23 protein-coding genes and 4 tRNA genes are annotated in these 25,685 nt (G+C 58.9%); 18 read left to right on the top strand and 9 right to left on the bottom strand.

The window, feature by feature from the left end; genetic code table 11:
* Positions 1-17 precede the first annotated feature (17 nt).
* Positions 18-281 carry a GrxA family glutaredoxin gene (locus tag RVM27_RS00830; RefSeq protein WP_039178039.1) on the bottom strand — a complete coding sequence of 88 codons (264 nt, stop codon included), beginning with the start codon at positions 279-281 and terminating at the stop codon, positions 18-20.
* A gap of 149 nt (positions 282-430) precedes the next feature.
* Between RVM27_RS00830 and hybE the strand changes: the two genes are divergently transcribed.
* Both hybE and RVM27_RS00820 read left to right on the top strand, forming a co-directional pair.
* Positions 431-862, top strand: a complete 432-nt coding sequence (gene hybE, locus RVM27_RS00825; protein WP_498957163.1) for a [NiFe]-hydrogenase assembly chaperone HybE — start codon at positions 431-433, stop codon at positions 860-862.
* Between the two features lie 93 nt (positions 863-955).
* Positions 956-1,729 (top strand): 3-hydroxybutyrate dehydrogenase, encoded by a 774-nt coding sequence (locus RVM27_RS00820; protein WP_189463032.1) that lies wholly within the window; start codon positions 956-958, stop codon positions 1,727-1,729.
* Here the strand turns inward: RVM27_RS00820 and RVM27_RS00815 are convergent.
* Genes RVM27_RS00815 through RVM27_RS00805 form a run of 3 tightly spaced genes read right to left on the bottom strand, consistent with a single transcriptional unit; the run spans position 1,726 to position 3,997 of the window.
* Positions 1,726-2,265: a response regulator transcription factor gene (locus RVM27_RS00815; RefSeq protein WP_189463033.1), complete on the bottom strand. Its 540-nt coding sequence runs from the start codon at positions 2,263-2,265 to the stop codon at positions 1,726-1,728. The genes RVM27_RS00820 and RVM27_RS00815 overlap by 4 nt on opposite strands.
* A 37-nt stretch (positions 2,266-2,302) precedes the next feature.
* The gene (locus RVM27_RS00810) at positions 2,303-3,574 is read right to left on the bottom strand and encodes an ATP-binding protein (protein WP_287808565.1); all 1,272 of its coding nucleotides are present in this window, start codon (positions 3,572-3,574) and stop codon (positions 2,303-2,305) included.
* Positions 3,575-3,580: 6 nt separating this feature from the next.
* A complete protein-coding gene (locus tag RVM27_RS00805; protein ID WP_498957162.1) occupies positions 3,581-3,997 on the bottom strand; it encodes a hypothetical protein in 417 nt (138 codons plus the stop codon).
* Positions 3,998-4,147: 150 nt separating this feature from the next.
* Between RVM27_RS00805 and pyrC the strand changes: the two genes are divergently transcribed.
* Complete coding sequence (gene pyrC / locus RVM27_RS00800; RefSeq protein WP_498957161.1) at positions 4,148-5,185, top strand: dihydroorotase; 1,038 nt, start codon at positions 4,148-4,150, stop codon at positions 5,183-5,185.
* Positions 5,186-5,227: 42 nt separating this feature from the next.
* Here the strand turns inward: pyrC and mtnN are convergent, their stop codons facing one another.
* Together mtnN and folD are read right to left on the bottom strand one after the other, a co-directional pair.
* The gene (gene mtnN, locus RVM27_RS00795; protein ID WP_287808569.1) at positions 5,228-5,935 is read right to left on the bottom strand and encodes a 5'-methylthioadenosine/S-adenosylhomocysteine nucleosidase; all 708 of its coding nucleotides are present in this window, start codon (positions 5,933-5,935) and stop codon (positions 5,228-5,230) included.
* Positions 5,936-5,996: 61 nt separating this feature from the next.
* A complete protein-coding gene (folD, locus tag RVM27_RS00790) occupies positions 5,997-6,857 on the bottom strand; it encodes a bifunctional methylenetetrahydrofolate dehydrogenase/methenyltetrahydrofolate cyclohydrolase FolD (RefSeq protein WP_096923019.1) in 861 nt (286 codons plus the stop codon).
* Positions 6,858-7,062: 205 nt separating this feature from the next.
* Here folD and RVM27_RS00785 point away from each other — a divergent pair.
* The 4 genes from RVM27_RS00785 to RVM27_RS00770 all read left to right on the top strand — a co-directional run bounded on the left by RVM27_RS00785 (position 7,063) and on the right by RVM27_RS00770 (position 7,551).
* Positions 7,063-7,139, top strand: a tRNA-Pro gene (locus RVM27_RS00785).
* Between the two features lie 96 nt (positions 7,140-7,235).
* Positions 7,236-7,312, top strand: a tRNA-Arg gene (locus tag RVM27_RS00780).
* Positions 7,313-7,369: 57 nt separating this feature from the next.
* A tRNA-His gene (locus tag RVM27_RS00775) sits at positions 7,370-7,444 on the top strand.
* Positions 7,445-7,476: 32 nt separating this feature from the next.
* Positions 7,477-7,551: transfer RNA gene (locus RVM27_RS00770), tRNA-His, on the top strand.
* Positions 7,552-7,640: 89 nt separating this feature from the next.
* Here the strand turns inward: RVM27_RS00770 and amt are convergent.
* Positions 7,641-11,015 (bottom strand): ammonium transporter, encoded by a 3,375-nt coding sequence (gene amt / locus RVM27_RS00765; protein WP_498957160.1) that lies wholly within the window; start codon positions 11,013-11,015, stop codon positions 7,641-7,643.
* A 348-nt stretch (positions 11,016-11,363) separates the two neighbouring features.
* Between amt and RVM27_RS00760 the strand changes: the two genes are divergently transcribed.
* From RVM27_RS00760 to RVM27_RS00745, 4 genes are all read left to right on the top strand, one after another.
* On the top strand, positions 11,364-12,605 hold the full coding sequence (locus RVM27_RS00760) for an NAD(P)/FAD-dependent oxidoreductase (protein WP_498957159.1): 1,242 nt from the start codon (positions 11,364-11,366) through the stop codon (positions 12,603-12,605).
* 87 nt (positions 12,606-12,692) lie between these two features.
* Positions 12,693-12,902 carry a putative motility protein gene (locus tag RVM27_RS00755; RefSeq protein WP_039178020.1) on the top strand — a complete coding sequence of 70 codons (210 nt, stop codon included), beginning with the start codon at positions 12,693-12,695 and terminating at the stop codon, positions 12,900-12,902.
* 151 nt (positions 12,903-13,053) lie between these two features.
* Positions 13,054-14,643, top strand: a complete 1,590-nt coding sequence (locus RVM27_RS00750; protein WP_287804521.1) for a peptide chain release factor 3 — start codon at positions 13,054-13,056, stop codon at positions 14,641-14,643.
* 46 nt (positions 14,644-14,689) lie between these two features.
* A complete protein-coding gene (locus RVM27_RS00745) occupies positions 14,690-15,463 on the top strand; it encodes a TatD family hydrolase (protein WP_287804519.1) in 774 nt (257 codons plus the stop codon).
* A gap of 17 nt (positions 15,464-15,480) precedes the next feature.
* Here the strand turns inward: RVM27_RS00745 and ygfZ are convergent, their stop codons facing one another.
* Complete coding sequence (gene ygfZ, locus RVM27_RS00740; protein ID WP_498957158.1) at positions 15,481-16,431, bottom strand: YgfZ/GcvT domain-containing protein; 951 nt, start codon at positions 16,429-16,431, stop codon at positions 15,481-15,483.
* Positions 16,432-16,652: 221 nt separating this feature from the next.
* Here ygfZ and RVM27_RS00735 point away from each other — a divergent pair, with 221 nt between their 5' ends.
* The 6 genes from RVM27_RS00735 to RVM27_RS00710 all read left to right on the top strand — a co-directional run bounded on the left by RVM27_RS00735 (position 16,653) and on the right by RVM27_RS00710 (position 23,544).
* Positions 16,653-16,850, top strand: coding sequence for a hypothetical protein (locus RVM27_RS00735; protein ID WP_039178013.1), 198 nt, complete (start codon positions 16,653-16,655; stop codon positions 16,848-16,850).
* Positions 16,851-17,276, top strand: coding sequence for an OsmC family protein (locus RVM27_RS00730; RefSeq protein ID WP_498957156.1), 426 nt, complete (start codon positions 16,851-16,853; stop codon positions 17,274-17,276).
* Positions 17,276-19,300: an excinuclease ABC subunit UvrB gene (gene uvrB / locus RVM27_RS00725; RefSeq protein WP_498957155.1), complete on the top strand. Its 2,025-nt coding sequence runs from the start codon at positions 17,276-17,278 to the stop codon at positions 19,298-19,300. The genes RVM27_RS00730 and uvrB overlap by 1 nt, the downstream gene beginning before the upstream one ends.
* Positions 19,301-19,529: 229 nt before the next feature.
* Positions 19,530-21,035 (top strand): fumarate hydratase, encoded by a 1,506-nt coding sequence (locus tag RVM27_RS00720; RefSeq protein ID WP_039178005.1) that lies wholly within the window; start codon positions 19,530-19,532, stop codon positions 21,033-21,035.
* A gap of 121 nt (positions 21,036-21,156) precedes the next feature.
* Complete coding sequence (gene cls, locus RVM27_RS00715; RefSeq protein WP_144982777.1) at positions 21,157-22,575, top strand: cardiolipin synthase; 1,419 nt, start codon at positions 21,157-21,159, stop codon at positions 22,573-22,575.
* 51 nt (positions 22,576-22,626) lie between these two features.
* A complete protein-coding gene (locus RVM27_RS00710; RefSeq protein WP_144982780.1) occupies positions 22,627-23,544 on the top strand; it encodes a LysR substrate-binding domain-containing protein in 918 nt (305 codons plus the stop codon).
* On the opposite strand, the gene RVM27_RS00705 is transcribed toward RVM27_RS00710, so the two are convergent.
* Positions 23,541-24,635 (bottom strand): bifunctional nicotinamide-nucleotide adenylyltransferase/Nudix hydroxylase, encoded by a 1,095-nt coding sequence (locus RVM27_RS00705; RefSeq protein ID WP_227408030.1) that lies wholly within the window; start codon positions 24,633-24,635, stop codon positions 23,541-23,543. The two genes, RVM27_RS00710 and RVM27_RS00705, sit on opposite strands and share 4 nt — an antisense overlap.
* A 178-nt stretch (positions 24,636-24,813) precedes the next feature.
* On the opposite strand from RVM27_RS00705, the gene RVM27_RS00700 reads away from it, so the two are divergent.
* Positions 24,814-25,644, top strand: coding sequence for a YihY/virulence factor BrkB family protein (locus RVM27_RS00700; protein ID WP_498957154.1), 831 nt, complete (start codon positions 24,814-24,816; stop codon positions 25,642-25,644).
* Positions 25,645-25,685 lie beyond the last annotated feature (41 nt).

Below are 25,685 nucleotides of genomic sequence, written 5' to 3'. Positions count from 1 at the left end.
GAAGCGGCGAGGCCGGGCTAAGAAGCCAGCAGCTGCTTGTCGCGGACGAACTGGTCGAACTCGGTGTAACCGCCGATGTGCTGTTGGTCGATGAAGACCTGCGGGACGGTATGAATGGGTTTGCCAGCCGTTTTGGCGATATCTTCCTTGGTGACGCCTTCGGATGGCATGTCGACGTAGCGATAGCCTTCGATCTTGCCGTTGCTCTCCAGGTGTTCGGCAAGATGTTTGGCGCGTACGCAAAAAGGGCAGGACATACGCCCAAAAATAACCACGAACATGGTAATGACTCCGTTGAATAAGGTATGACTTGTGCAGTAGCGCCCATTTTGGCGTAGCCCGGCGTGTTTCGCCAATAGCAGCACACTACGCTATCCATAAAGCCCTACAATGGACGTCACGCGATCCGTGCATTTACAGGAGCATTCTCATGCAAGTCTTGCAGGCCCACGACTATGGCTATCTGGCCGAGTTGGCGACCAGCTACCGAGACGCATCGTTATCGGCGCTGAAAAAGGAGGCCCATTACAACCCGCGATTGAGTGTGGATGCGCTGTGCTTTCAATACAGCGACCTGCGGATCAGCGGCGCCAGCACGCTGGTAGGCGCGCTGATCACCCCGTGTGCATTATGGATGCTGGTGGTGCCCGAACAGGCAATGCTGCCGGCCCCTCTGGAAGAGTCTCACGTGGTCTCCTTGCCATCGGGCCGTTATCGCATGACGCTCGAGCGCTTGCCGAATGGTATCGAGTTCTATCAGCGCTGCATTCTGGATGACCTGAGTGAGCTTGAGAGTCTGCAAGAGGCGTCTCGGCTTGCCCAGCGTATGATGGAGCAGTTGATGTCATCTGCCACTCTCTGAATTTACTTGGCAGAAGGCAGAAGCCCGAGACAGCACCTATAGTTTTAAGTGTTTATATCTTCATTTCAGACACATCGATAAAAGGAAGCCTGCATGTCAGCAGATAAAGCGTCAACGCCCCGTGTTGCAGTCGTCACCGGTACCAGCAGTGGTATCGGTGCCGCCGTGGTCAAGCATTTTTGCGAGCAGGGCCACCAGGTCTTGGCAGTGGATTTCAACGAGGCGGGTCAGGAGGTGGCCGACCAGGCCGGAGCGGCGTTCTACAAGGCCGATTTGACCGACCCGGACGCCTGCCGTGGTGCCATTGCCGACGCCGTGAAGCGCTTTGGTGGCGTGGATATCCTGGTGAACAATGCTGGCATCCAGCACGTCGCGGCCATCGAGTCGTTCCCCGAAGAGAAGTGGCGGCAAATCATCGACCTGATGTTGACCGCGCCTTTCCTGCTGACTCAGGCCGCCTGGCCGCACATGCGTCAGAGGGGGTGGGGGCGGGTCATCAATATCGCTTCTATCCATGCGCAGGTGGCGTCTCCTGGCAAGGCGGCCTACATCAGTGCCAAACATGGCATGATCGGTCTGACCAAGACGGCGGCCCTAGAAGGGGGCGAGCAGGGCATCACGGCCAATGCCATTTGCCCGGCCTACGTCAAGACGCCGCTGGTCGACAATCAGATTGCCGACCAGGCAAAGCTCAATAACATGGATGAGCAGGAAGTGATCGAGAAGATCATGTTGAAAAACGCGGCGGTGAAACGCCTGATCGAGCCTTCCGAAGTGGCCCAGCTAGTCGCTTATCTGGCGTCGGATGCCGCTGGCGCGGTGACCGGTGCCAGCTGGAACATCGACCTGGGCTGGACTGCCCACTAACGGCGTACCGGGCGCTTCTGCAGCTTGCGCTGAAGCGTCCGGCGATGCATGCCAAGGGCTCTTGCCGTAGCCGAAATGTTGCCATCGTGCTCCTGTAGCACTTTCTGGATGTGCTCCCAGGTAATGCGGTTGATCGAGGGTGGGTTGTCGGCCAGCTCCACGTTGGGGTCGGCCTCCGGGTGTTCGAAAGCCGCCATGACGTCATCGGCGTCGGCGGGTTTGCACAGGTAGTTGATGGCTCCCAGCTTGATGGCTTCGACGGCGGTGGCAATGCTGGAGTACCCGGTCAGTACAACGATACGGCAACCCGGCACGGTATTGAGCAGCTCAGGCAGCAATTTGAGCCCCGAGCTGTGCTCGAGCTTCAAATCCAGCGTGGCCATGGTGGGCAGGAACTGCGCGGCGGTCGCCATGGCCTGGTCGGCGTCATGGGCTACCATCACGTCGAAACCACGGCGCGTCAGCGCGCGGCTCAGTACGTGACAGAACATTTCATCATCATCCACGATCAACAGGCGCTGGTCTTGGTTCTGCATGGCATCCTCGATGGTCTGACTTGGCACTGATGGCAGGCTAGCCCGGTGCGGAGCAGCGTGGCAGCGTCACTTCCGTCAGTGTTCCCCCTTCCGGGTGATTATACAGGCTTACACCACCACCAAACCGATTGATCGTGGCGTGAGTCAGGAAAAGCCCGATGCCCATCCCCTTGCTCTTGGTCGATACGAAGGTATCACCCAGCTGGTCGGCTATCGACATCGCAATGCCGGGGCCATGGTCGCGGATATCGATCACGACGCTCTCGTCCTGCCAATCCAGGCGAATGGCGATGTGCTCGGGGTTGGCATCGGCGGCGTTGTTGAGCAGGTTGGTGAGGGCCTGGTCGAGGGTGGCATCTACCGCAATCCATGGTCGTCCCCGCCGCTCGGCCACGTCGAAATGGTGGTTGACGTCAGGACGGATCACCAGCCAGCGTTGGACCACGCCTGCCAGCCATACTTCGGCGTCGAGGATCTCCGGCTCGGCCATGCGCCGCCGGTCGGCGTTGTTGACCAGATGCTGCAGCCGCGATTTGCAGATGTCCACCTGCTGGCGCAGAAGCGCGATGTCATCGGCAAGCGCCGACTCCTGGGCTGTGTCAGCCTGCATCTCTTTCAGCAGCACGGCCATGGTCGACAGCGGAGTACCCAGCTCATGGGCCGTGCCGGCGGCCTGGGTGGCCACTGCCAGCACCTGCTCGTTGCGCAGTGCGGCTTCCCGGGTGCGCGATAGCGCTTTGTCTCGGCTGCGTAGGGCATGAGCCATCTTGTAGATAAAAAAGGTCACGAGCCCTGCCGACAGGCCAAAGTTGAGCCACATGCCCAGTACATGCAGGCTTAAAGGGCCGTCACTGCTGATATGCCCCAGCTGCGGTATGGGGTGGTAGAAAAACATCAGGAAGGTGTAGCCGCCCATGGCACAGGCGGCAATGATCCAGGCGTGTCGCCACGGCAGTGTGGCAGCGGCAATGGTCACCGGCACCAGGTAGTAGGTGATGAAAGGGTTGGTAGACCCCCCGGAAAAATAGAACAGCAGCGTCAGCCCGGTGATATCTGCCAGCAGGTGGGCCAGATACTCGATATGGGTGACCGCTCTGGGGCGGCCCAGCCGCCACCAGGTGGCAATGTTCAGCATGCCCATGGCGATGACTACGCTGACCACCGCTGTGACCGGCAGATTGAACGCCAGCAGTTCGATGCCGACGATGATCGCCATCAGAAAGCCCGTCCAGGTGATCCCCCGGACGATGGTCAGCCGGACCAGGTTGCGGTTGGGCGTGGAGAGCGGCAGGGGCAGAGCGGTAGCCATGGACGATTACTTGTTCGATGTCTTGACGCTATGAATCACGAACTTGATGAATAGCGTCATGACGAAGGTTAGCCAACCCGCCGTTGCCAGCAGGTTGAACAGCAGTATTTTGGGTGGTAGCCAGGCAGTGCCCAGCAGCGTTTCCAGCAGGATATGGAAAAACATGGCCAGCAACAGGGGCAGGGCCAATGTGTGCATCCACATGTCGGTGCGCCGCTTGCGAATGTGGTAGCGCATCAGCAGATAGCGCAGCGGTCGGTGTGCCCAACTGAACAGCAGCAGTGCGCCTACCACGAACAACATGGCCAGCGTAGGCTCGGTACTCTGCTGATACATGGAAATGGAGATCGACCAGGCAAGGCCTAGCCACACCAACCCCTCTATGCTGGCAATGACATCCGCATAGCGTCGTACGTTCTGCATAAACAACAGCATCCTTGATCTTACAACGTGGCGTCATGATACGACACTTGGCTAGGCCTGTGGGGGTCGTGTGCAGATTTATCCCACGGGGCGATTGGGTATACTGTGCAGCCGTGACACCCCTCTTTCACTTTCAAGACAGGACTTGCCGTGGACGCTATCACGATCACTCGCCCCGACGATTGGCACCTTCACCTTCGCGACGACGAGGCGCTGAATGCGGTGGTAGGCCATACCGCAGCCCAGATGGGGCGGGCCATCATCATGCCCAACCTCAAGCCGCCGGTGACGACGACCGAGCAGGCCATGGCCTATCGTGAACGTATCCTGGCGGCCTTGCCGGAAGGCAGCGCGTTCGAGCCGCTGATGGTGCTGTACCTCACCGACACGACGCCCGCAGAAGAGATCGAGCGAGCTGTTGCCAGCGGTGTGGTCAAAGCGGTCAAGCTCTATCCGGCGGGGGCAACGACCAACTCGGCTTCCGGCGTCACCGATGTCGCTCATTGCGACGCAGCCATTGCCACCATGGCGCGGCTGGGAATGCCGCTGCTGGTGCATGGCGAAGTGACCGACCACGACATCGACATCTTCGACCGTGAAGCCGTGTTCATCGAGCGCGTCATGAAACCTCTGTTGGCTCGTCACCCGACGTTGAAGGTCGTGTTCGAACACATCACGACGCAGCAAGCCGCTGAATTCGTCGCTGACGCGTCGGACAATGTCGCAGCGACCATCACCGCTCACCACCTGTTGTTCAATCGTAACCAGATGCTGGCCGGTGGTATTCGTCCTCACTACTACTGCCTGCCAATCCTGAAGCGTGAGCAGCACCGTCAGGCGCTGTTGAAAGCGGCCACCAGCGGCAGTGCGAAATTCTTTCTGGGAACCGACAGCGCTCCTCACGCCAAGGGCGACAAGGAATCAAGCTGCGGCTGCGCCGGCGCCTATACGGCACCTGCCGCTATCGAGCTTTACGCGATGGCGTTCGAGTCGGTTGGGGCACTGGACAAGCTGGAGGCATTCGCCAGCCTGAACGGGCCGCGTTTTTATGGGCTGGCGCCCAATGCCGATACGGTTACTCTGGTGCGCCGGGAGTGGCAGCTGCCGGAAAGCTACCCTTATGCTGCAGGGCAGACCATCGTGCCTTTGCAGGCGGGTGAAACCCTGGCGTGGCAAATGGAGGGGTAAGAGGTGAACCCCCATCGCCTGGCGGCGATGGGGTTTTCAGGGTCATTCGCTGGCCAGCTTCGACAGCATCTGATTGACCATGCGTGAAGAGTGGTCGGCGGCCACTTCCAGGAACTGCTCGAAGGAGAGGTGGTTGTCACCGCTGCCCGGGATATCGGACAGAGCGCGAATCACCACGAAGGGGCAGCCATACAGATGACAGGTCTGGGCAATGGCGGCACCTTCCATCTCGACCGCCAGCATGGTGGGGAACTGGGCGCGGGTCTTGGCTACCCGCTCCGGGTCGGCCATGAACGAATCGCCGGTGGCGACCATGCCTTCTTTCACTGTCACTTCGCCCAGGGCGGCAATGGCGCTGCGTGCCACGCTGCGCAGGTGTTCACTGGCCTGGTAGGCCTCGGGCATGCCGGGCACCTGTCCCAAGGCATAGCCAAAGACCGTGGCATCCACGTCATGGTGGCGCACTTCATCCGAAATGATCACATCACCAATGGCCAAGTCCGTGGCAAAACCGCCTGCAGACCCAGTGTTGATGATGGCCTCTGGCTGGTAGCGCTCCAGCAGAATGGCGGTACCGACGGCGGCGTTCACCTTGCCGATGCCGGATTGGAGAATGACGACTTCCAGCCCATGTAATGTGCCGGTGTGAAATACGAAGCCTGCGTGCTCGGCACGCTCAGCATCCGCCAGTTGGCTTGCCAGGATGTTCACTTCTTGCGCCATGGCGCCGATGATACCAATACGTTGCACCGTGATGTTCTCCGCAGGTCAATGAGGCAGGGAGCTGCCAGTGTCTAGAGCGTGTCCGGGTTCAGCGCTGCTGGTCGTGGCGTTCAGCGGCTTCCAGCGTGTTTTCGAGCAGAGTGGCCACCGTCATGGGGCCAACGCCGCCAGGCACGGGAGTGATGTGGCTGGCGCGCTCGGCTGCCGCGCTAAAGTCCACGTCGCCGACCAGGCTGCCATCCTCTTGGCGGTTGATGCCCACATCGATGACCACCGCGCCGGGTTTGATCCACTCACCCTTCACGATGCCGGGTTTGCCCACGGCGACGACCACCAGGTCTGCACGGCTGACGTGACTTGCCAGGTCGCGTGTGAAGCGGTGGCAGACCGTTGTCGTACAGCCTGCCAGCATCAGCTCCAGGGCCATGGGGCGGCCCACGATGTTTGATGCGCCAACGATCGTGGCGTCCATGCCGCGCACGGCAATGCCGCTTTGTGCCAGCATGGTCATGATGCCTTTGGGCGTGCAGGGGCGCAGGGAGGGCAGCCGCTGCGCCAAGCGTCCCAGGTTGTAGGGGTGGAAACCATCCACGTCCTTGTCGGGACGGATGCGCTCCAGGATGGGCCTGGCATCGAGGTGTGCCGGTAGCGGTAGCTGTACCAGAATGCCATCGACGCTGGGGTCGGCGTTGAGTTCGTCTACCAAGGCTTCCAGGGCAGATTGCGTAGTATCGGCGGGCAGGGCATGTTGAAACGAAAGAATGCCTGCCTGCTCACAGGCGCGGTGCTTGTTGTTGACATAGACATGTGAGGCAGGGTCCTCGCCGACCACGACCACGGCTAGTCCGGGTGCACGCACACCTTCCTGCTGACGCGCCTGGATTCGGGCGGCAACGCGTTGACGGACATGCGCGGCGATGGCTTTGCCATCGATGAGTTGGGCGGTCATGTAGTGAGATCCCTATTGAAGATGGAGAAGCTAATAAAGGATACGGCTCGGTAACCGAGCAATTCGGCTGCGCAATTTTCGCATGGCAGGGCGGTCAGGCAAAGCATCTATCGAATCAAACACTTTATGTGTTGACATTAGAATCAGAAATAGTAATATATGCCTCGCTTGAGACGGGACACGCAGCAGCGGTCAAGGCAAATATCGGGATGTAGCGCAGTCTGGTAGCGCGCCTGCTTTGGGAGCAGGATGTCGGGGGTTCGAATCCCTCCATCCCGACCATTTACTTGAAGCCGATTACTTGAAGTCAAAAGTAACACTGCCTTCCAAGCTTTGGTTGTGGTCAAGTGCTCATCGGTATCTCTGGATACATTATGTGCGCCTATAGCTCAACCGGATAGAGCAACGGCCTTCTAAGCCGTAGGTTGCGGGTTCGAGTCCTGCTGGGCGTGCCATCAAGAAGACGGTCTCGTTTTTTCCAGTCGGTATTATCAAGCATCTGTTTTGTCATGGTGGATGTAGCTCAGTGGTAGAGCCCCGGATTGTGGCTCCGGTGGTCGTGGGTTCGATCCCCATCATCCACCCCATCGACAAGACGTTCTGCAGTACCCAGGTTGTGGTGGATGTAGCTCAGTGGTAGAGCCCCGGATTGTGGCTCCGGTGGTCGTGGGTTCGATCCCCATCATCCACCCCATTAACCTGATTGTCTCTCCCTCGAAGTTCTACTCTCATATCAACTCTTTTATGTCTTTTGCCAATTCTCTATGGTCAAGCTGTACGTGATCATCTTGGCATGACTTTGATGTTGTTCCCTTCTGCACGTGTTATTTCCGTTGGCTTGCCCAGCAGATACCCTTGTGCATAGTCGATGCCCAGTGTGCGCAATTTATCCAGGGTCTCTTGCGTCTCCACGAATTCAGCGACCGTTTCGATATGCAGCGCTTTGCCTACCGCATGAATCGCTTCGACCATTGCGCAGTCGATGGGGTCGTGGTGCAGGTTGCGGATGAAGCGGCCATCGATCTTGAGATAGTCGACCGATAGCTGTTTGAGGTAGCCAAACGACGAGAGTCCCGTACCGAAATCATCCAGAGCGAATTGGCAGCCCAACGATTTCAGTGTCTGAATCAGCTCGCTGACTTTCGAGAGCTGGGCGATGGCGGCGCTTTCGGTAATTTCGAAACACAAGCTGCCTTCAGGCAGCTTGGCGGCACGTACCTGCCGAATCAAGTCGTTGCAGAAATCGCTATCGGATAACGAATCGCCCGACAGGTTGATGCCCCAGTGGCCAATGGCGTCGGGCTCCGCGCTGCGATAGCGGTCGCTCAGCCAGGCGAGCGTGTTGCGAATGACCCAGCGGTCGATACGTGGCATGAAGTGATAGCGTTGTGCCGCGGGTAAGAAGCTTCCGGGGGCAATCAACTGGCCATGCTCTTCCAGGCGTATCAAGATCTCCTGATAGCCTTTGTTTCGCGTGCATACCGGGTGAACCGGTTGCGCGAACAGACGGAAAGTGTCGTTATCCAGTGCATTTTGCAAGCGCTGTACCCACTGCAGCTCTCCGTGCCTCTCCAGCAGCAGGCGGTCGTCGGGCTGGTAGCAGTGAATCCGGTTGCGGCCTGCCTCCTTGGCGCTATAGCAGGCGGCATCGGCTGCGTGGAGTGTTTCCGCCAGACGCCGAGGTTGCGTCGGAGTAATGGCAACGAGCCCGATACTGACACCGATGCCGAAGGTGTGCTCTTGCCAGGCAAAGCGAAACTGCTCGATGTCGCTGCGCAGCGCTTCGCAAATCAATTTGGCTTTTTCCAGGGGGCAGTCGGGCAGCAGCAGCGCAAACTCGTCGCCTCCCAGGCGTGCCACGGTATCGCTGTTGCGGACATGCGCTTTCAGCTTGCGAGCCACTTGCCGGAGCAGTTCGTCACCCGCCTGATGACCACAGGTATCATTGACGATCTTGAATTGGTCGAGATCCAGGTAGCATAGGGCATGGTCGCTTTCCGTCTGTGTCAGCAGCTTGGCAAGGAGGGCCTCGAAGGCGCGTCGATTGACAAGCTCGGTCAGGTTGTCGTGGGAAGCTTGATAGCTGAGTTGTTCGGAGAGCTTGCGCGTCAGGCTGACATCCTGAAAGACCACGACGGCACCCAGAGTAATGCCGCTGCGCGAGCGAATAGGCGAGGCGCTGTGCTGGATGGGGTAGCGCTTTCCATTGCGGTTCAGCAGCATGCCGGGGTCGGTGTATTGCAGTGGGCGGTGCTGGGTCAGGACATGACGAGCCGGATTGTTGATTGGTTCGTCGCTATGTTCGTCACGCAGCTGATAGATACGGTGAATCGGTTTGTTCAAGGCTTCGCTGGCGTCCCAGCCGGTCAAGCGCTGCGCTTCGCTGTTCATGAAGGTAATGTTGCCACTGGCATCGCAGGTGATCACCCCGTCGCCAATGGAGGCGAGCGTGGTGCGAGCAAGGTCGCGCTCTCGATTCAGCTGCTCTTGCAGCAGTTTTCGCTCGGTGATGTCCCGCACCATGCCTGAACGTTCCGAGTGTGACCCCGCAGCCCCCTCGCTGACCTGGATTTCGAGATAGCGCACTTGCTGGTCTTCGGTACGTCGCTTGATTTCCAGACGTGTGCCGGGGGTCAATGGCCGATGAGGAAGCAGCGTGGTGATGGGTTGCCCGACGAGCTGCTGTGCCTGAACGCCGAACAGTGCTTCAGCGCCGGGGTTGAGGCTGGTGAGCGTGCCATCTGCCTGCCAGGTCAAGACGCCGTCACGCAAATTACGCAGCATGACCCGGGTATGGCCCACGGCGCGCTCAAGCGCGGCGGATACTCGATTGTAGCTGGCAGCGATTTCCCCTACCTCGGTAAACGGGTCGGCATCGATGCGCTGGCGCATGTCCCCCTGGCGCTCATGCTGGCGCATGTGTTCCAGAAGTTGATGCAGTTCGTTCCGGGCACCGTGTTCTGCCAGGTTGAGCCCCATTTTCTCTGCCTCCGGTGAAACCCGCAGAGGCATGATGTGCTTGCTCGCTTGCAGCAGGAGCCAGGCGACGCCAAAGCTCCATGCGCCGCACACGATCACGCCCATGAGCTGAACATTAAACTGCTCCCAGCGGCTCAAAGAGGTTCCCAGCGCCTCCAGGTTAGCCACCCAGGGCAGTGCCAGCGTGCCCCAGATGCCGGTGACCAGGTGGGCGGGAATGGCGCCTACGGCATCATCGATACGTTTTTTGAGCAGCCACTCACTGGCCGCCACCATCAGCACGCCGCTAATGCTGCCCAGCATGAAGGCCGCGTGTAGCGACAGGGCATGAGCGCCTGCCGTGACTGCGACAAGGCCGGCAATGGCACCGTTGATGGCATACATCACATCGGCATAGCGGCGAATGCGCCAGCCCATCAGCATGGACGACAGAATGCCGCCTGTCGCGCCCAGCAGGGTGTTGGCGATAATGCCAGGAATGGCACTGGTCAATGCCAGGGTACTGCCACCATTGAAGCCAAACCAGCCCAGAATCATGAACAGTGCGCCCAGCATGGCCAGCGGCAGGTTGCCCGCTGGAAAAGGGTTGGCGTTAACGCCGTCGCGAAAGCGCCCGGTGCGGGGGCCAATCACCAGAACGGCGGCCAGGGCCACCCAGCCGCCCACGCTATGCACTACCGTGGCTCCGGCAAAGTCGACGAACCCACGAGCGGCCAGCCAGCCGGGCGTGCCACCGAGTAAGCCCCCCCACGCCCAGTGGCCAAACACTGGGTAGATCAATAGTGCTATCCAGAAGGCTGTCCATAGGTAGCCCAGGAAAGGCATGCGTTCAGCCACTGCGCCCGCCACGATAGTGGCTGCGGTGGCGCAGAACATGGCTTGAAAGATGAACACGGTCATCAGCCAGGAGTTGCTGGTCTCCATCTCCCAGCCGAATAACGACAGCCCTAACCAACCCCCTTGGGAAACACCGAACATCATGCCAAAGCCAATCAGCCAGAAAACCGTCACCGAAACCGCAAAGTCGGCCAGGTTTTTCATGGCGACGTTAATGGCATTCTTGGTGCGGGTAGTGCCTGCCTCCAGGCACAGGAATCCCGCTTGCATGACGAACACCATGGCGGCGGCCCACAGCACCCATAAGGTATCGAGAAGCCTCATCTCCAGAATCATTGCCATGTGCGGGTCCTTGTTGATGCTTTTGTCGCTGCCTGGTGCAGGGTTTGCACTGCATTGGTGCTTCGGGGGTGGGTAAATGCGTCACTGTCGGGTGACGAGAGCAGGAATCCCCGTCGGCGTGACGAACGCTTTCAGCACTGCTAATGTGAATCAAGCAAATGTCATGCCGTGGCTAGTGAACTCCTCCTTATTTTGGTTTTTTACGTGATTAAAAACTGAAATATAGGTAAAAAACGGTATTTATGACTGTGCAATTGCTCTTTGAATGGTGATATTTTTCAATTCACTGAAGTGCTGCCGGGGAGAGTGCTGGTAGCACCATCATCTTTCGGAAAGGAGTGCATCAAAATGGCGCGTCAAACAGTGGTTTTAGGGGCAGGGATGGTCGGCGTCAGTGTCGCCTGGCAACTGCAAAAGCGCGGTTTTCAGGTCACCTTGATCGATCGCCGCCAGCCTGGTCGTGAAACCTCGTTCGGTAACGCGGGCATTATCCAGCGTGAGGCGGTACGGCCATATCCGTTTCCTCGCGATATGAAAACCATTTTGAGCGTGCTGCCTAACCGTCGTGTCGATATTCGCTACCGGCCCACCGGCATGATCAAGGCGGCCTCTCCGCTGCTCAGTTATTGGCACCACTCGTCGTCGCGGCTCTACAAGAAGATCGTCCCGGAGTACGCCTCGCTGATCCAGCTGTGTCTCGACGCCCACGCGCCGATGATCGAAGCGGCAGGTGCCGATGCGTTGGTACGTCGCGAGGGCTGGCTGGAGATCTATCGAACCCCCGAGAAGCTGGCCAAGCGTGTCAAGGAAGCAGAGGAAGCCCGCGATCTCTATGGTGTGCAGTTTGCGGTGCTCGACCGCCAGGGGGTTGCCGAAAAAGAGCCCCAACTGGGAGAGCAGATCATCGGGGCCATCCATTGGCTGGACCCCTGGACCGTTGCTGATCCCGGTGGTCTGGTAGCGGCCTACGCCGAGTCGTTCGTGGCTTTGGGTGGCCAGCTGGTACAAGCGGACATCACCGACGTCAGCCAGCAGGGGGCGCAGTGGCAGGTGAGCACCGCCACCGACACTTTCACGGCAGATGACGTAGTGATGGCGCTAGGGCCCTGGGCGGGAGAGTGGATGAAGCCGCTGGGCTACCACTTCCCGACATTCGTCAAGCGTGGCTACCATATGCACTACGCCACACAGCCCGATACCAAGCTGCATTACTGGCTGATGGATGCGGAAGTCGGTTATCTTCTGGCCCCCATGAATGCAGGCGTGCGGCTGACCACGGGAGCGGAGCTGGATCGTCTGGAATCGCCTGCCGACGAAGAGCAGCTAGGGGCGGCAGAGAGCGTGGCGCGAACCATTTTTCCGCTGGCCGATCGCAAGGACGAACGTGCCTGGAAGGGCGCGCGTCCTTGCCTGCCGGACATGAAGCCGGTAATTGGCCCTGCACCACGCCATCCTGGCCTGTGGCTGGCGTTCGGGCATGGTCACCAGGGCTTTACGCTGGGGCCTGCTACCGGCCAGCTGCTGGCCGACATGATGGAAAATAAACCGACAGCCATCGATATGGCACCGTTCCGCGCGGACCGCTTCTAGATGTCAGGTCGCTTTCCGGTTTGCTTGGCGTCTGGAAGGGATGTTTGCTAGGCTGTAGATGAAATTCCGCCAGATGGAGGTTCCGCAATGGATGTCGCGGTCAGTAATACGGTCAGCACTGCGCTTTACATGAACCAGGCGCAAACGGTCGAGCAGGCGCAGATGCAAATGTTCAGAGATGCGCTGGAGCAGCAAGCCGATCAGGTCACGGAAGTATTGGCTTCGGCCGATGCGGCAGCGCAGCCTGAGCTTGCTCAGGAAGGTAGCGTCGGTACGCAGATCAACACCTTCGCCTGAAGCTCTCGCTTTTTGATCCCCAAACGCCGACCTTGTCGGCGTTTTTTGCTTTGGTATGCCGCAGGCAGGGAGTTGCGTTACCATAGGCGCACCCCGTCACTTGTCTGGCGCTTATTTGGTTATTACGCAGTCCCCCTATTTAGAGAACTCCATGTCTGACGCTCAATTAGCGCGCGAAGCAGAGCTACGCCGCACCTTTGCCATTATTTCCCACCCTGACGCCGGTAAAACGACCATCACCGAAAAAATGCTGCTGTTCGGAAACGCCATTCAGATGGCCGGTTCGGTGAAAAGCAAGCGCAATGATCGCCATGCGACATCCGATTGGATGAAGATGGAGCAGGAGCGGGGCATTTCAGTGACGACGTCGGTCATGCAGTTCCCCTACGGCGGGCGAATCGTCAACCTGCTGGACACTCCAGGACACGAGGACTTCTCGGAAGACACGTACCGCACCCTGACCGCCGTCGACTCCGCACTGATGGTCATCGATGGGGCCAAGGGTGTCGAAGATCGCACCATCAAATTGATGGAAGTGTGTCGACTGCGTACCACGCCCATCCTCACCTTCGTGAACAAGATGGACCGCGATATTCGTGACCCCATCGAAGTCATGGATGAAGTGGAGACGGTGCTCAACATCCAGTGCGCCCCGATGACCTGGCCCATTGGCATGGGGCGGCACTTCAAGGGTGTCTATCATCTCTACAACGACGTGATTCACCTCTATACCCAGGGGCAGGGCAGCCGTATCCCTGACGACAAGCGTATCGAAGGGTTGGACAACCCGGAGGTGGATGCCTTTCTGGGCGAAGAGCAGGCCGAAGAGCTGCGCATGGAAGTCGATCTGGTGCGCGGCGCTTCCCATGAGTTCGACCTGGAAGCCTATCGTCGTGGCGAGCTGACCCCGGTCTATTTCGGTACCGCCATGGGTAACTTCGGCGTGCGTGAAATGCTGGACGGCTTCGTCGAGTACGCGCCATCGCCGCAGCCCCGCGAGACCGATACTCGAGAAGTCACGGCCAAGGACGATCGCTTTACCGGTTTCGTTTTCAAGATCCAGGCCAACATGGACCCGAACCACCGTGACCGCATTGCCTTTCTGCGGGTGTGTTCCGGCAAGTACGAAAAGAACATGAAGATGCGCCATGTGCGCATTGGCAAGGACGTCAAGATTGCCGATGCGCTGACCTTCATGGCCTCGGACCGCTCCCACGTGGAGGAGGCCTGGCCCGGCGATATCATCGGCTTGCACAACCACGGCACCATTCAGATTGGTGACACCTTTACCGTGGGTGAAGACATGCGCTTCATGGGCATCCCGCACTTTGCGCCGGAGCTGTTCAAGCGCGTGCGCCTGAAAGACCCGCTGAAGATGAAAGCACTTCAGAAAGGCCTGCAGCAGCTATCGGAGGAAGGGGCTACTCAGGTCTTCATGCCAGTGGATAACAATGACCTGATTCTTGGCGCAGTAGGTACGCTGCAGTTCGACGTCGTTGCACACCGCTTGAAGGAAGAGTACAAGGTCGACTGTCTCTACGAAGGCGTCAATGTGCAGACGGCTCGCTGGGTCTATTGTGACGATGCGAAGATGCTGGAAGAGTTCAAGCGCAAGGCAAGTGCCAACCTGGCAATCGACGGCGGTGGCTACCTGACCTATATCGCCCCGACCCGGGTCAATCTGCAAATGACCCAGGAGCGCTGGCCGGATATCCGTTTCCAGCCGACCCGAGAGCACTAACTTCAAGACTCGCCTCAAGACGCCTACCCAAACGAGAGCGCTTGCCATGCTCATTGACGCCCACTGCCACCTGGATGCCGCGGAGTTCGATGAAGACCGAAAGGCCGTCATCGCCGCAGCCAGGGCCGTGGGCGTCAAGGGTTTCATCGTGCCTGCCACGGTTCGCCAGCGCTGGCAGCAGGTGCTGGCGCTGGGCGAGAGCGAAGGGGTCAGCATCTGCCTCGGACTTCACCCCTATTTCATTGCCCAGCATCACGCCGATGACCTGGCGGCGCTGGAGGCGCTGGTCAAGCAGCAGCTGGCCTGCCCGGAAACCGCCCTGGTGGCGATTGGCGAGTGTGGTATCGATGGCCGCTTCAGCGAGAGTCTCTCGCAGCAGTGGGAATATTTCGATGCCCAGCTCGGTATCGCGAGCCGTTGTCAGCTTCCCCCCGTCGTGCACTGTGTGAAGGCCAACGATGACGTGGCCAAGCGGCTTCATCAATGGGCACTGGCGAGGCCCGGCATGATCCATGCCTTTGCCGGTTCCTACCAGCAGGCCGCAAGGCTTCTGGATGCGGGGTTTGTACTGGGGCTGGGAGGCGCCGTCACCTACGCTCGTGCTCAACGCCTGCATCGTGTGGTGGCCTCATTGCCGGATGACGGGTTCGTGCTGGAAACCGATAGCCCTGATATGCCGCTGAGTGGCTTCCAAGGGCAGCGCAATGAACCTTCGCGCGTGAAGCACGTCGCTGAGCAGGTGGCTAAGCTGCGTCAGCAATCGCTGGAACACGTCGCAGCGCTGAGCAGTGCCAACGCTGCGCGCATTTTTGGCCTGTGAGTGCCGTCTCGCTGGCGTTAGCTCAATTGAGCCGCTAGTGCCTCAGGGTCCAGGCGCTCAATGGGGTAAGGCAGCGCGTGCAGGCTCACTGGCTGCGCTTGCCAGTAGACGGAGATCTGTTCCTCCGCCACTTTGGTATTCATGACCGCCAGCAACTCTATCTGCTGCTCGTCACTGAACGCGCTGTTGACGACTTCACCCAAGGCTTTCCCTTCCTGATCCACCAGGCTGTCGCCTATCTGGGGTAATGCGCTGGCGCTCACGTGCGCATACACCAGGCGTTTTTTGACCTGGCCGCGAAAGTGCGCCCGAGCGACAACTTCTTGCCCGGTATAGCAGCCCTTTTTGAAGCTGATGCCGCCCAGTGCTTCCCAGTTGAGCATTTGTGGCAGGAAGTGATCCTGCTGTGCCGCCGTCAACCAGGCGAGGCCGCTACGGATATCCGCCAGCTGCCAGGCTTGCTGTTGCGCCTCTTGCGAAACATGCTCTGGGGGTGTGGTTTCCAGCATCAGCAGCCAGCGGGCAGTACCCGGCATGCGCAGGGCGGTGCCCGAAGGGCTGGTATGGTGGGCATAGGCTTGATCGGGCAACGTCACGCCTGCCTGCTCCAGTAGCGTGGCGTCGGGGGCGCTGCTGCCCACGAATGTCACGGACGTGGCAATCGTCAGCTCGGTCTTGTAGAAAGCAGCAAATTTTTTGAGGTGGTTGGCCAGAGACTCGGCCAGCGAGGCGTCGAGAATCAGGCGATAGTGCTGTGGCGCCAGGCGCAGCAGTTGGGCGTTGGCCAGCATGCGCCCCTTGGGAGTGCAAAAGCAGGTCAGGGGGGCGAAATGTCCATTGGCGAGGCCGACTTGGGCGCTGGTTTGACCCTGGAGAAATTTTTCGGCATCAGGGCCCGTGACGTCCAGCGCTGCCAGGTGCGTCAAATAAACGGTACCGGTGAAAGGGTGAGTCTCGGCGGTGGCCATGGTCTCTCCTGAAGATGAATGCTGCGCGGCATGGAGTGAAAGACGCGGCGCGGCGATAGGTTACGCTAGGTGCGGGCAGTGGGCTGCAATTGCAAGCGCACTTGCGCGTGCTAAACTTCAATTCCGCGTATCGGTCTTGCACAAGAATTTTGCGTCGTATCGCCGATCGATCCCGCTAGCATATACTTAACAAGACTCATTAACACATAAAAAGGCAACGCATGGCAGTGCAATCACTCAGTTTTCAAGGGGTTTCCAACGCTGATCAGGTCAACAAGATCACCACGGCATTGATGATGCTGGATGGGGTGGACAGCGCCGAAGTAGGGCGTCATGGCGCCGAAGTGGAAGGGCGTGCCAAGCGCGACGCGCTGATCCAGGCGGTCGAACGGCTCAAGCTACCCATCAAGGTGTCGTGAATGCATCCGCCTATCGTGGTGATCAGTGAGCGCAACCGGGCGTTTCGTCAGCGTATCGAGGTCAATGGCCTGGAAGACCTCTACGCAGACGTACCCGCAGTGGTGGGTGGCGATGAAAGTGCGCCGGACCCTCACGACTATTTCGATATCGCTTTGGGAACCTGCAAGGCCATTACCGTACAAATGTATGCCAAGCGCAAGCAGTGGCCGTTGGAAGGCATTACGGTCACGGTGCAGCGAGACGACCAGGATGAAAAGAAGGGCGTTTACCGGCTGGCCGTTCAGCTCGAACTGCACGGTATCAGCGACCCTGAGCAGAAAGCCAAGCTGGAAGAGATCAGCCACCGATGCCCCATTCAGCGGTTGATGACCCAGGCCACCATCGAGATCACCACTCGCACCGAGTGGCCATCCCAGGAGCCATGATGAGCAAGGAATTTCGTCTGCAGTCAAAATTCAAGCCTGCGGGCGACCAGCCCACCGCGATCCGCAGCCTGGTAAGCGGCCTGGAGTCGGGCCTTGCCCACCAGACGCTGCTGGGCGTTACCGGCTCCGGCAAGACCTTCACCATGGCCAACGTGGTGCAGCAGCTACAGCGGCCGACCATCGTCATGGCGCCCAACAAGACGCTGGCGGCCCAGCTGTATGGCGAATTCAAGTCGTTCTTTCCCGACAACGCCGTCGAATATTTCGTCTCCTACTACGACTACTATCAGCCGGAAGCATACGTGCCTTCCTCGGACACGTTCATTGAAAAAGATGCCTCGATCAATGATCACATCGAGCAGATGCGGCTGTCCGCCACCAAGGCGCTGCTGGAAAGGCGTGATGCCTTGATCGTCGTGTCGGTATCGGCGATCTATGGTCTGGGTGACCCGGATCAATACCTGAAAATGCGCCTGCACTTTACCCGCGGCGAGCTGATCGATCAGCGTGCCTTCCTGCGCCGATTGGCGGAGCTGCAGTACACGCGCAACGACATGGATTTTCGTCGCGGCACCTACCGTGTGCGTGGTGATGTAATCGATATCTTTCCGGCGGACGCCGACGAAGAGGCCGTACGGGTCGAGCTCTTCGACGACGAGATCGATTCCATCCGCCTGTTTGACCCGCTGACAGGGGATATACGTGGCCAGGTGCCGCGCATGACGATCTACCCGAAGTCGCACTATGTCACCCCCAGGGAAACCATCCTGGAGGCCATCGATGCCATCAAGGGGGAGCTGAAAGAGCGGCTCGAGTGGCTGAGAAAGCATGAGCGGCTGGTGGAAGCCCAGCGCCTGGAACAGCGCACTCTCTACGACATCGAAATGATGCTGGAGCTGGGTTACTGCAACGGCATCGAAAACTACTCGCGCTACTTGTCTGGCCGTGCTCCTGGCGAGCCGCCGCCGACATTTTTCGATTACCTGCCCGACGATGCGCTGCTCTTCATCGATGAGTCCCACGTCAGCGTGCCCCAGGTGGGTGGCATGTACAAAGGTGACCGCTCCCGCAAGGAAACGCTGGTGGAGTACGGCTTCCGCCTGCCTTCCGCGCTGGACAACCGGCCGATGAAGTTCGAAGAGTGGGAGTCGATTTCGCCACAGACCATCTTCGTCTCGGCCACCCCGGGGCCTTATGAAGCAGAGCATGCCGGTCAGGTGGTCGAGCAGGTGGTGCGCCCCACGGGGCTGCTCGATCCGCAAATCGAAGTGCGCCCTGCCAGCACCCAGGTCGACGATCTGCTGTCCGAAATCGGCTTGCGCACTGCAGTGGGCGAGCGCGTGCTGGTAACTACGCTGACCAAGCGTATGGCCGAGGATTTGACCGACTATCTCGATGAACACGATATTCGGGTGCGATATCTGCACTCCGATATCGATACTGTCGAGCGGGTGGAAATCATCCGCGATCTACGGCTGGGCAAGTTCGATGTGCTGGTGGGGATCAACCTGCTGCGTGAAGGGCTGGATATTCCGGAAGTATCGCTGGTCGCCATTCTGGATGCAGACAAGGAAGGTTTCCTGCGTGCCGAACGTTCGCTGATCCAGACCATTGGCCGCGCGGCGCGTAATGCCAACGGCAAAGCGATTCTCTACGGTGATCGGATTACCGACTCGATGCGTAAGGCCATCGATGAAACCGAGCGCCGCCGCGCCAAGCAGATGGCCCATAACGAAGAGCATGGCATCACGCCGACCACCGTGACGCGTTCGGTGGCCGACATTCTCGAAGCCGCCCAAACGCCCGGCAAGAAGAGCACCCGCCGACGTGGCAACGAGCGCAAGGTGGCCGAGCCTGAGGGTAGCTATGACGTGGCGTCCATGAGTCGCCAAGACCTGCTGGCGGCCATCAGCAAGTTGGAAGACGCCATGTTCGAGGCCGCCCAGAACCTGGAGTTCGAAGAGGCGGCGCGGTTGCGTGATCAGGTGCACCGCATGAAAGAACAGCAGCTGGCGCTGGGGTAGGCGATGCCTGAAGGTCCTGAAATCCGGCGAGCCGCGGATCGTATCGAGAAGCAGCTTGGTTATACCGTTATCTTGTCTGTTGATGATTCGTCAGACCAAAGCCTTACGCTCAGAGCAGTAGCGTGGGCCTGTATTGGCTGCCGTGGCTGTTTCAATACGGTATACTTCCCGCACACTTAGACGACCGAGAAGGTCGCGCTCAGCACGATAACCGAGGAGCTGTTCATCCATGACCGTGATTCGCCAGGACGACGTGATTCAAAGCGTTGCCGATGCTCTGCAGTACATCTCTTACTATCATCCCAAGGATTTCATCGATGCCATGGCAGCCGCTTATGAGCGCGAAGAGAATCCGGCGGCCAAGGATGCCATTGCTCAGATCCTGATCAACTCACGGATGTGCGCCACGGGCCATCGCCCCATCTGCCAGGACACCGGTATCGTGACGGTATTCGTGCATGTCGGCATGAACGTGACCTGGGAAGCGGACCTCAGCCTGGATGACATGATCAACGAAGGCGTGCGCCGGGCCTATCAATTGCCCGATAACGTTCTGCGTGCGTCGGTTCTGGCCGACCCGGATGGCAAACGCCAAAACACCAAGGACAATACGCCCGCCATCATCCATCACAAGATCGTGCCTGGCGACAAGGTCGATATTCACGTGGCAGCGAAGGGCGGCGGTAGCGAGGCAAAATCGAAGTTTGCCATGCTCAACCCTTCCGACAGCGTGGTGGATTGGGTCATGGAACAGTTGCCCAAGATGGGCGCTGGCTGGTGCCCGCCCGGCATGCTCGGTATCGGGATTGGTGGAACCGCCGAAAAGGCCATGGAAATCGCCAAGGAAGCGCTCCTCGATCCTATCGACATCCAAGACCTTCAGGCACGTGGCCCCAGCAACCGGGCAGAAGAGCTGCGTCTGGAGCTGTTCGACAAGATCAACAAGAGTGGTATCGGTGCCCAGGGGCTGGGCGGCTTGACCACGGTGCTGGATATCAAGGTCAAGGATTATCCCACCCATGCGGCCAACAAGCCGGTGGCCATCATTCCCAACTGTGCGGCGACGCGTCATGCACACTTCACTCTGGATGGTTCCGGTGCCGTCTCGTTGCCAGCTCCCAAGCTGGAAGATTGGCCGGAAATCACGCGTGAAGCGGGTGATAACGTCAAGCGCGTGAATCTCGATACGGTCACTCCCGAAGAGGTCAGCACCTGGCAGCCAGGCGACACGCTGCTGCTCAACGGTAAACTGCTGACCGGTCGCGATGCGGCGCACAAGCGTATGGTCGACATGATCTCCAAAGGTGAGCCGCTGCCGGTAGACATGAAAGGTCGCTTCATCTACTACGTCGGGCCAGTAGACCCGGTAGGTGATGAAGTCGTGGGGCCTGCAGGGCCAACGACCGCCACTCGTATGGACAAGTTCACCCGTACCATGCTGGAAGAGACCGGGCTGCTGGGGATGGTAGGCAAGGCCGAGCGTGGCCAGGCGGCCATCGACGCGATTCGCGACAACCAGGCCGTCTATCTGATGGCGGTCGGGGGCTCTGCCTATCTGGTGGCCCAGGCCATCAAGAAGTCTCGTGTAGTAGGCTTCGAGGATCTTGGAATGGAAGCCATCTATGAGTTCGAGGTGGAAGACATGCCGGTCACGGTCGCCGTCGATAGCCAGGGCACGTCGGTGCACCAGACGGGGCCTGCCAAGTGGAAAGAAATCATTGCCCAAAAGGCCTGATGGCCGATTGGCAACCTGTGTGACCAGATGAGTGATCGGAAGCCCCGTCCCAGGCGGGGCTTCTCCGCATGGTCGCTATAGAAAAACAGCAAGATGTCCTGATGATGACGAGGAAGCGTTAATGGCCTCATGGCTGCTAGGCACGGCGATCATGATGATCCACGTTCTGGGGATGGTCTCGGCAGTAATGGCGTTGATGTCCAGTCGGACATCCCAGGGTGCCGTCGCGTGGATCATTTCACTGCTGACCTTTCCCTATATCGCTTTACCCGCCTACTGGTTTTTTGGACGCCCCCGCTTCTATGGCTATGTGACCGCACGCGGTGCAAGAGATACGGTGCTGCGCAGAGTCTTGGTGCGCTATCGTCACAACATCAAGCCCCACGTGGTCGAGTCCACCAATACCGATATCAAGGCCGTTGAGCAGCTGGCGATGATGCCGCTGACCCGAGGCAATCACCCGCAGCTGCTGATCGATGGGCAAGCAACGTTCGACAGCTTGTTCGAAGGCATCGCGCAGGCTCGGCACTATCTGTTGCTGCAGTTCTTCATCGTGCGGGATGATGCGCTGGGACGTGAGTTGCAGCAGCATCTCGTAGGCGCGGCCCAGCGCGGTGTGCGTGTCTATTTTCTCTACGATGAAATTGGCAGCCGCAAGCTGCGAGACGGTTATTTCAAAGAGCTGAAACAGGCAGGTGTCGAAGTGACCCCGTTTCGATCGTCGCGTGGCATCAAACACCGCTTCCAGCTCAACTTCCGCAACCACCGCAAGATTGCCGTGGTGGATGGGGAGCAGGGGTGGGTAGGCGGCTTCAATGTCGGCACAGAGTATCTGGGGCAGAGCAAGAAGCATGGCCCTTGGCGCGATACTCATCTGTTACTGCACGGTCCTAGCGTTCTCGGCCTCCAGGAAGCGTTCTGGGAGGATTGGCACTGGGCCACAGGGGAAGTGATTACGCTGAACTGGCACGCGGCACCCGCCGCGGGGCATGACCAACAAGTGGTCATCGTGCCGTCGGGGCCTGCGGACAAGCAGGACACGGCAGGGCTGCTGGTGCAGCAGCTGATTCACAGTGCCAACGAACGTTTCTGGGTCACCAGCCCGTATTTCGTGCCGGACCAGGGCGTTCAGGATTCATTGAGACTGGCGGCCATGCGCGGTGTAGATGTGCGTGTGATGATCCCGGAGCGGCCGGATCACTTGCTGGTTTTCCTGTCGGCGTTCTCGTTCTTGCCCGACATGCTCAAGGCAGGTGTGAAAATATACCGTTATCAGCCTGGCTTTTTACACCAAAAAGTCATGCTTATCGACAACAGCTCGTCTGCCGTCGGTACGGTCAATCTGGATAATCGCTCGTTCAGATTGAATTTCGAGATTACCGCCTTCATACCCAGCGCTGATTTTACCCGACAGGTGGCCGAGATGCTGGAAGCCGATTTCGCCCAGTGTCGACGCGTTACCCTCGATGAAGTCAGCCAGCGGCCAATGTGGAAAAAAGTCGTATCCCGCGCCGCGTACCTGATGTCACCCGTCCAGTAGCCGCTGGGCCAGCCGCGATCACAAAGAACCAATAAACAAAGGGAGTGTTGGGTGAATCTTGAAACAAAATGGTTAGAAGATTTTGTGGCACTGGCCAACACGCGCAGTTTTTCTGCGTCTGCCAGGCAGCGCCATGTGACCCAACCTGCCTTTAGTCGTCGCATCAGGGCGCTGGAACAAGCGGTGGGAGTCACCTTGGTGGACCGCTCGACGACACCCATAGGGCTCACCTCGGAAGGCCAGCTTTTTTTGGTCACTGCGCGCAACCTGGTAGAGCAACTCAATGAATCACTCAGCCATTTGCGTGGCCTCTCGATTGCCAACGAGGCGCTGGATATCGTGGCCGCGCACTCCTTGGCGTTGAGTTTTTATCCGCCCTGGATCTCGCGGCTGCAGAAGGGTTTGGGCGAACTGCCGACGCGGTTGGTGGCCATGAATGTGGGCGAGGCGATTCACGTTCTGCGGGAAGGCAACTGTGACCTCATGTTGGCTTACTATGACCCGTTTGCCACCATGCAGCTGGACGCCGAAGTGTTCCCGTCTTTTTCGATTGGCAAGGTCAAGATGTTGCCCGTGTCGCTCCCTGATGAGCAGGGCAAGCCGCTGTTCTCGCTGCTGCGTGATCAGTCGATTCCCTACCTGGCCTACACACAGGGTGCTTTCCTGGGGCGTAGCGTGCGCATGCTGCTGAAGAACGATCCGCTACGCATGAAGCTGCGCACGGTGTACGAAACGGCCATGGCCGAGGGCCTGAAGGGCATGGTGTTGCAAGGAGTCGGCGTGGCCTGGATTCCCGATTTCTGCATCCGTGAAGAGCTGAAGAGCGGTCGGCTGGTTCGGGCAGGAGATGAGGGGTGGGATATTCCTCTGGAAATCCGTTTGTATCGTTGCTCGCTGGTGCACAAGCCCGGGGTAGAGCGCCTATGGCGGCAAATGATGAAGCTGCCGCGCGATTTTCTGCAGGGCTAAACGCCGCCCAGGTTGGCCGGTAGCCCTAGAAAGTTTTGAATGATGAAGAAGTGGTCTTCAAACAGACTTTCCGGCTCCAGGTCGGCCAACGCCACCCAGCGGGCATGCTCGCCGCCTTTGACCGGCTTCAGGCGAGGTAGCTGCTGGTCGGGGGTCAGCGCAAAATAGAAAGCTTCGGCGAGCGTTCGCCCTCGCCAACTGCGGTGTGGCTCATCGAACAGACGCTGGCCGCGTAGCGAGCCCTTCAGCACCGGTTCCGGCACTTTGAGCCGCAAGCGTTCGCGCAGCTCGCGCAGGCAGGCATCCAGCAAGCGTTCGTGAGGGTTGATGAAGCCGCCGGGCAGCGCGAACAGCCCCTTGCCAGGGGCGGCAGTGCGCTTCACCAGCAATACATGGCCAGATTGCACCACCACGGCATTTACCGTCACGAAGATGGGCGGGTAAGGGGCTTTTGCCCAGGCCTGGCGATACTGGTCCAGCAAATGCTGCTCCTCCAGCAACTGATGATAAGCATCACCCTTGCAGAACTGTCCTACGCTTCTGACCACCCCCGGGGGAAGATCATGATAAGCGCCAGTGCTCAGATAGTCGCCGGTGGCGTCCGGGGAGCGAAACAGCCGTTCTCGAATCTGGCTGGCTGAAATGCCTTCCACCAGCGGAACGCTGACCGATTCCCACTGAGGAAACAGCGAAAGATAGTAGCTCGATTGGCCACGGCTGGCTCCGATCAGTCCGATACGTGGCAGACGAGCCTTGGCGGGGGTAGCCAGGTCACGCACCTTGCGTTGCACATCCCGCACCCAGACATCGTCATTGTAAAGGGCATCCAGCAGGGGCGTGATTTCCAGGCGGCGGTTCTCGGCTTCGTCGAATCCCGAGCGGATCATGGCTTGGCGTTCATTGAAGTGCCAGGGATTGCGTAACGAACGCGCTTGCCATGAAGAGCCGACCATGACGATGACCTGACGCGCCTGTTTGAGCGCTTCGCGGATGATGGCCAAATGCCCCAGATGTGGCGGCTGAAAACGACCAATGAAGACTAGGCAGTCAAACTCATGGTTCGAAGGGGGGAGGGCAGCATCCGGTGTCATGGGGTGTCCTTGCGCGCTGGTCAGTTGGCCATCAGGCGTGGCCATTATGGTCAGTGAGTCACTTCTGTGCAATGCATCAAACCCTGCGCTCAACGGTTTCATTCGGTATGCTTACCTATTGATAGTGATAGTGGCGTTATAAAAAAGGACGCTGGGAATGGTTTTAAAGGGAATAACTATGCTGAAGCGCACGCTCGTTTTCTGGTGGAACGTGGTACAAGATGCAATCTCTCTATGGCTGGAGCGCAATGCCTTCAGCTACGCTGGTTCGCTGGCGTTCTATACGCTTTTTTCGCTGGCTCCGACGATCATCATTGCCGTCACCGTGATCGGGGTGGTGCTGGGGGAAGATGCTGCTCAAGGGCAAATCGTGGCACAGCTTCAAGGCACGTTAGGGGCCGAGGCTGCCCAGGCGGTGGAACAGGCGGTTGCCACCACGGTCTTTGCTCAGATGCAGTTTTCACTCAATACCATCTGGGGCGTCACGGCCAAGCCTACCAGCAACAGCGCCTTCATTTTCATCAAGACGCGCCTGCTGTCGCTGACCGTCGTGCTTTCGATTGGCTTCATTCTGCTCGTCTCTCTGGTGCTGGGCGTTTTCCTGCGCAGCATGCTGCACGCCACCAGTGACCTGCTGCCCATCGCGACCATCGTCACTACCACTGCCGAGTCGCTCATTTCGCTGGCCATGGTGACCTTGCTGTTTGCCACTATCTTCAAAGTGCTGCCCGATGTGGTATTGCGTTGGCAGGACGTGCTGATCGGCGCGCTGGTGACGGCGATTCTGTTCACGATAGGCCGCAGCCTGATCGCCATCTATCTGGCCTATACGGCCACCGCATCTACCTATGGTGCCGCGGGCTCGGTAGTGATGATCCTGCTGTGGGTCTACTACAGTTCCTTGATACTGTTGTTCGGTGCATCGTTTACCCGTTCGCTGCTGCTGCGCCGAGGGCGCCCTCTGGTGCCCCGCAACAGTGCGGTATTAGTACGCCAAGAATTGCTTTGATGAACAGGAGGTTGCCATTGTCGCAGTGCTGTCTGCGTGGA

It is taken from the genome of Halomonas sp. KM007 (genome assembly GCF_050709225.1).
GTDB lineage: Bacteria > Pseudomonadota > Gammaproteobacteria > Pseudomonadales > Halomonadaceae > Vreelandella > Vreelandella hamiltonii.
The sequence above is the reverse complement of the archived record's forward strand: the minus strand, read 5'-3'. Positions and strand labels throughout refer to the sequence as shown.